Genomic DNA, 6,221 nt, shown 5'->3' on the forward strand with positions numbered 1-6,221 from the left:
AGGCGATGCGGTCATGCTCGATACGGTCGACTATGCCCGCTTCGCCCTGACGCTGTTTTCGATTCTCGATCCCTTCGCGGCCATTCCGCTGTTCCTGATGCTGACCGAGGGACACAGCCGCGAGGCGCGCGCCAAGACCGCGCGTACCGCCGCCATGGCGGTGTTTGTCGTGCTGGTGATTGCCGGCTTTTCCGGCGACCTGATCCTGCGCCTGCTTGGCGCCAGCCTGCCGGCCTTCCAGGTCGGCGGCGGCATCGTGCTGTTCCTGATGGCGCTCAGCATGATCAACGCGAAAATGAGTCCGCAGCAGCAGACGCCGGAGGAGGAAGCCGAGGCCGCCGACAAATCCTCCGACGGGCGGCTGGCGGTCGGCGTGGTGCCGCTGGCGATGCCGCTGCTGGTCGGCCCCGGTTCGATGTCCGCCACCATCATCTATATGGAGCGCGGCACCGGCTGGCAGCACAAGGGCTTGAGCATCGCCGTTCTGGGCCTGATCTGCCTGAGCATCTGGCTGGTTCTGCAACTTGCGCGTCCGATCGGCGACCGGCTCGGCCGCACCGGATTAAACATCCTCAACCGCATTTTCGGCTTGCTGCTCGCCGCGGTTGCGGTTCAAATCTTTGCCAATGGCCTGCGGGGATTGTTTCCGGCCCTGGGCTGACAACAACAGAGATTGCCTCGCCATGCTGGACCCCGAAGCCAAACTGTTCCTCGAGGCCGTGAAGGCCGCCGGCCGGCCGGACGTCTCGACGCTGACGCCGCCCGAGGCGCGCCAGCTCTACAAGGAAACCCGCGGCGCGGTGACGCCGGAGCCGCCGGAGGTTTCCGAGCTCGACAATATCGCCGCCCCCGGCCCGCATGGCCCGATCCCGCTGCGCTACTACCGCCCGGCCGGCGTCGACAAGCGCGAGCCGATCCCGGTGCTGGTCTTCTATCATGGCGGCGGCTGGGTGATCGGCGATCTCGACACCCATGACGTGGTCTGCCGCAGCCTCGCCAACGAGGCGCGCTGCGCCGTGGTCTCGGTCGATTACCGCATGGGGCCGGAGGACAAGTTCCCCGCCGCCGTCGACGATGCCTATGCCGCCGCGCACTGGGTGGCGGGCGAGGCGAAAAGCCTGCGTATCGATCCGACACGGCTGGCGGTCGGCGGCGACAGCGCCGGCGGCAACCTCGCCGCCGTGGTCTGCCTGATGGCGCGCGGCAAACGCAAGGACGGCGACGAAACGGCGCCGAAGATCGGCTACCAGCTGCTGATCTATCCGGCCACCGACATGCATATGGCGACCGGGTCGCACCAGCGCTACGCGAAGGACCATCTGCTGACACGCGACAGCATGGACTGGTTCCAGCAGCAGTATCTCAACGGCAGCGCCGACCGCGACGACTGGCGCGCCTCGCCGCTGCGCGCCAAAAGCCTGGCCGGCCTGCCGCCGGCCTATCTGCTGGTCGCCGGCCACGATCCCTTGCGCGATGAAGGCGAGGCCTATGCGGTGGCGCTGAAACAGGCCGGCGTGCCGGTGGTATTTCGCGAATTCCCCGGCCAGATCCACGGCTTCGTGGTGCTGGGCAAGGTGGTGCCGCAGGCGACCCAGGCGATCGCCGAAATGGGCACCGCGCTCAAGCTGGCCTTCGGGCAGGGATAGGCTCAAAAAATCGCGAGCAGGACACAACATCTGTCATCCTCGGGCTTGTCCCGAGGATCCATTGCCCTCTCGGCTTGGTCATGACCCGGCAAAACTGACAGATGGACCCTCGGGACAAGCCCGAGGGTGACGAATGGGAGGCTACTCCCGCCCCATCACCAGCACCCATTGCTGCCTTCGTAAATCCGCCGCATCGGCGCGCGTATCGGCGCCCAGTTCGCTGACATCGGGATCGAGCAGGTTGCGGCGGTGGCCGTCGCTCAGCAGCCAGAGCTGTACCACGCCGGCGGCATCGCAGGGACACAGCGCCAGATTTTCCGAGATGCGCCGGAAGGCGTAGCCGGCTTGGGCGGCGCGCTGCGGCAGGCTGTTGCCGTCGCAGCCCTCATGGGTCAGTTGCCGGCAGCGTTGCAGGTCGGCGGCATGCGCGGCTGCCGTGGCGGCGAGCCGGTCGTTCCAGTGCAGCGGTGGCAGAGTCTGCGCGGCGCGCGCGGCATTCACCTGGAACAGGATGTCGGCCTGCCAGATCGCCTCCATCGCCTGCGGCGACGGTGCATGGCCGAGCAAGGCGATCGCGATCAGCAGGACAAAGCGGCGAGGCGATACGATGGCATGCAGCATCACTTATCCTTGCACTGATCGTCCGGATCGCAAGCGGCAACATTACCGGAATGTAATGCCAGGTTGCCAAGCCGTAACCTGCCGCTTCACACCGGGAAGCGTATCCTGATCATCACAGGGCGCGGCCAGCCCCTCTGGACCGGCCCTGCGAATTCAGTATGCGTTTCCTCCCTGATTAACACCTCAGCCCCTGCCCAACGGCGGGGGCTTTTTTTTCAGGGTGCCGTCCGGCGTCAGGCGCGCAGATAGTTGGCGAGGCCGAAGCCGCTGCTGCTGCTGCCGCCGCCCATCAGGCTGAGCAGGTAGGAGGTGTTATTGGCGCGCATCAGCTGCTGCATCATGTATTTGCTGTAGACGCCCTGGGTGTTGTAAGGGTCGTCGGTCTTGGTCGTGTCCGTCTTGGTGTCGGTTTTTTTCGTGTCGGCCGTCTTGCTGGTATCGGCGGGAATGGCCGAGGCCGGCAGATACTGCTTCAGCTCGGCATAGGCGGCGCGCTGTTCGTTGGCGGTGTAGCGTTTCGTCTCGTCATAGACGATGGCATTCAGCTCCTCGCGGGTCAGGCCGGCGAAGGGATTGGCCTTGTCCCAGCCATTCACGTAGCGCGTGGCCGAACGGGCGCGGGCGACGGCGTCCTCGCTGGCGCCGGCAATGGTTTCGCTATTGGCCTTCAGCTTCTCGTCCAGCGTCAGCGTCTTGGCCGATTTCGCCAGCACGGCCTTTTCCAGCGTGTCGCGCTGCGCCAGCGCGGCGCGGCGTTCGTTCACCGTGTAATCGCCGGTATCGTCGGCGATGATGGCGGTGAGCTCGTCGCGCGTTTTGCCCTCCATCGGGTTCTTCACCTTGCCGGCGCCGTTGAGGAAGTCGGTGGCCTTCTTCGCGGCGGCCTTGCGCTCGGCGGTGCCCGACTGCGGCACTTCCGCATCGTTCGCCTTCTTGTCGAATTCGGTTTTCGGCGTCAGCTCGTCCATGATCCGCGCATTGTCCTGGCGGGCGAATTCACTGTAGGCGGCGCGGCGTTCGTTCACCGTGTATTTGCCGTCCTTGTCGACGATGATGGCGGAGAGTTCGGCCGCCATCCTGCCCTTGAAGGGATTGGCCGCCTTGCCGTCGAGGAAATCGCTGGCCTGCTGCGCGGCCGCCTTGCGTTTGGTATCGGCCGCCTCGTCGCCGCTCAGCGGCGGCAGCGCCTTGTCGGCGGTCTCGGCCTGCTTGGCGCTCTCCAGGAAGATCGCCGACAGCACCTGTTTCATCTTGTCGGTGACCTGGTTCTCCTCGTCCACGGTATTGGCCGCGGCGGCCTGCTGCGCCAGCGCCTGCAGGGCGGCCGGCGACAGCGTCACCTCGACGCCGACATCCTGGCGCAGATCGGTCGCCACCATCACCGGCTTGGGCGTCGTGGTGCCCGACGCGGTTCCGGTTCCGGTCGTCGTGTCGGCCGGCTTGGCGGTGCCGGGGAGGATCGTGCTGCTGTAGGCAGTGATGATCGTGGTCATGGCCTGTCCTTTTCTCAGGACACGGACTTGCAAGCCGCAGGCCACCGGATGTTTCCGGTAACCTGTTGAAATGTCATTGCGATCTTCGGCTTCCGGATGGCCGTTTCTGCCGGCCGGGACGCTGACCCGGCAGGATTTGCCGGGCGCAAGAAAAAGCCCCGGCATCCGGAGATGCCAGGGCTGCTCTCTGGAGGAGAGCTCAGGGCGTTACGAGCAGCCGCCTTACGAGCAGCCTGTCGTGCTGCCGCAGCTGTCGCATTTCAGGCAGGTGCCGTTGCGCACCAGGGTGAAGTTGCCGCATTCGGGGCAGGCATCGCCCTCGTAGCCCTTCATGCGCGCCTCGGCGATGCGTTCCATCACCCGGCTATTGCTGCCCAGCGGCGCGGTGACCTCGACATGCGTGTGGCTGTCGGCGGTGACATGCATCATCGGCCCATCCGTGCCGGTGGCCTGCAGTTCGGCAACGGCGCCCCGGTTCTGCCCGCCCTTGAGCACATAGAGGTTGGAGCGGATATAGCCGTTCGAGGCCACCTTGATGATCTCGTTCTCCACCTGCACGGTGGCCGGCGCCTGCTTCGATCCCAGCGTGTCGTGACGCAGGTCGTCGGGCTGCACATGGGCGAGGTCGGTACGGCCGAGATAGCTCACCGCCAGCTCGCGGAACACGTAATCCAGCACCGAGGTCGACATCTTGATGACGTCGTTGCCTTCCACCATGCCCGAGGGCTCGAAGCGGGTGAAGGTGAAGGCATCGACGAATTCCTCCAGCGGCACGCCATACTGAAGGCCGATGGAAATCGCGATGGCAAAATTGTTCATCAGGCTGCGGAAGGCGGCGCCTTCCTTGTGCATGTCGATGAAGATCTCGCCCAGCTTGCCCTCGTCGTATTCGCCGGTGCGCAGATAAACCTTGTGGCCGCCGACCACCGCCTTCTGGGTATAGCCCTTGCGGCGCTGCGGCAGCTTCAGGCGGCCGGCGATATGCTTCTCGACGATGCGTTCGGCCACGATCTGGGCGCGCGCCGCCGCCGGCGCCTCGATCAGCTGTTCGGCCATGCTGTCTTCGGCGGTGTCGTCGTCCAGCATCTGCGCCTGCAGCGGCTGTGACAGCTTGGAGCCGTCGCGATACAGCGCGATAGCCTTGCAGCCCAGCTTCCACGACAGCATGTAGGCGGTCTTGCAATCCTCGACGCTGGCGAGATTGGGCATGTTGATGGTCTTGGAGATGGCGCCGGTGATGAAGGGCTGGGCGGCGGCCATCATGCGGATATGGCTTTCGGCCGACAGGAAACGCACGCCATCCTTGCCGCAGGGATTGGCGCAGTCGAACACCGACAGGTGCATGTCCTTCAGATGCGGGGCGCCTTCCACCGTCATGGCGCCGCAGCAGTAAAGATTGGCCGCGGCGATCTCGGCGGCGCGGAAGCCGAGCGCGGTCAGCAGGTCGAAGCCCGGATCGTCGAGCTGCGCATCGCTGAAGCCGAGCGCCTTGCAGGTATCGGTGCCGAGCGTCCAGCGGTTCAGCACGAACTTGATGTCGAAGGCGCCGCGCAGGCCGGTTTCGACCTTGGCAATCGCGGAGTCGCTCAGGCCCTTGGCCTTCAGCATCGCGTGGTTGATGCCGGGCGCATCCTGCAGCGTGCCATGGCCCACTGCATAGTCGATGATCGCCCCGATCTGGCCGTCGTTATAGCCCAGCGTCTTCAGCGCCAGCGGCACGGTGCGGTTGATGATCTTGAAATAGCCACCGCCGGCCAGCTTCTTGAACTTCACCAGCGCGAAGTCGGGTTCGATGCCGGTGGTGTCGCAGTCCATCACCAGGCCAATGGTGCCGGTCGGCGCGATCACGCTGACCTGCGCGTTGCGGAAACCGTGTTGCGTGCCGAGTTCCAGCGCGCGGTCCCAGGCGGCCTCGGCGGCGTTGAGCAAAGCCTGGTCGGGGCAGCTGGCATGATCCAGCGGCACCGGCGGCGTGGTCAGGCCCTCATAGCCGAAATGATCGCCCTGCGCGGCGCGGCGATGGTTGCGGATCACCCGCAGCATGGTGTCGGCATTCGGCGCATAACCGGGGAAGGCACCCAGCTCGCCGGCCATCTCGGCCGAGGCGGCATAGCTCGCGCCGGTCATCAGCGCGGTGATGGCGCCGCAGATCGCGCGGCCGGCATCGCTGTCGTAGGAATGGCCGCAGGACATCAGCAGGGCGCCGAGATTGGCGTAGCCCAGCCCGAGCGTGCGGAACTTGTAGCTGCGTTCGGCGATCTCACGGCTGGGGAACTGCGCCATCAGCACGCTGATTTCCAGCACCACGGTCCACAGCCGCGTCGCATGTTCGAACGAGGCCGTGTCGAAGCGGCCGTCAGCCTGACGGAAGCACATCAGGTTCATCGAGGCGAGGTTGCAGGCCGTGTCGTCGAGGAACATGTATTCCGAACACGGGTTCGACGCATTGATGCGGCCGTCG

The 6,221-nt window shown here is 65.5% G+C and carries 4 protein-coding genes and 1 pseudogene; 2 read left to right on the plus strand and 3 right to left on the minus strand.

The features are described 5' to 3' along the window. Positions 1–13: 13 nt before the first annotated feature. Both OJJ21_RS16545 and OJJ21_RS16550 read left to right on the plus strand, forming a co-directional pair. Complete coding sequence (locus OJJ21_RS16545) at positions 14–661, plus strand: MarC family protein (RefSeq protein ID WP_297687881.1); 648 nt, start codon at positions 14–16, stop codon at positions 659–661. A gap of 22 nt (positions 662–683) precedes the next feature. After that, a complete protein-coding gene (locus tag OJJ21_RS16550; protein WP_297687882.1) occupies positions 684–1,646 on the plus strand; it encodes an alpha/beta hydrolase in 963 nt (320 codons plus the stop codon). Between the two features lie 141 nt (positions 1,647–1,787). Here OJJ21_RS16550 and OJJ21_RS16555 read toward each other — a convergent pair whose 3' ends face one another. From OJJ21_RS16555 to OJJ21_RS16565, 3 genes and pseudogenes are all read right to left on the minus strand, one after another. Then, the gene (locus tag OJJ21_RS16555) at positions 1,788–2,267 is read right to left on the minus strand and encodes a CAP domain-containing protein (RefSeq protein WP_297687884.1); all 480 of its coding nucleotides are present in this window, start codon (positions 2,265–2,267) and stop codon (positions 1,788–1,790) included. 233 nt (positions 2,268–2,500) lie between these two features. After that, on the minus strand, positions 2,501–3,760 hold the full coding sequence (locus tag OJJ21_RS16560) for a hypothetical protein (RefSeq protein ID WP_297687886.1): 1,260 nt from the start codon (positions 3,758–3,760) through the stop codon (positions 2,501–2,503). 222 nt (positions 3,761–3,982) lie between these two features. Continuing rightward, a pseudogene (locus OJJ21_RS16565) lies at positions 3,983–6,221 on the minus strand (vitamin B12-dependent ribonucleotide reductase); the annotation flags it as partial.

The organism is Ferrovibrio sp. (assembly GCF_025869515.1).
In the GTDB taxonomy this organism is placed as follows: Bacteria; Pseudomonadota; Alphaproteobacteria; order Ferrovibrionales; family Ferrovibrionaceae; genus Ferrovibrio.

What these genes read in the sequence shown, in the direction of transcription:
- OJJ21_RS16545 (WP_297687881.1), top strand. Translation starts at nt 14, where the DNA reads ATGCTCGATACGGTCGACTATGCCCGCTTCGCCCTGACGCTGTTTTCG.
- OJJ21_RS16550 (WP_297687882.1), top strand. Translation starts at nt 684, where the DNA reads ATGCTGGACCCCGAAGCCAAACTGTTCCTCGAGGCCGTGAAGGCCGCC.
- OJJ21_RS16555 (WP_297687884.1), bottom strand. Translation starts at nt 2,267, where the DNA reads ATGCTGCATGCCATCGTATCGCCTCGCCGCTTTGTCCTGCTGATCGCG.
- OJJ21_RS16560 (WP_297687886.1), bottom strand. Translation starts at nt 3,760, where the DNA reads ATGACCACGATCATCACTGCCTACAGCAGCACGATCCTCCCCGGCACC.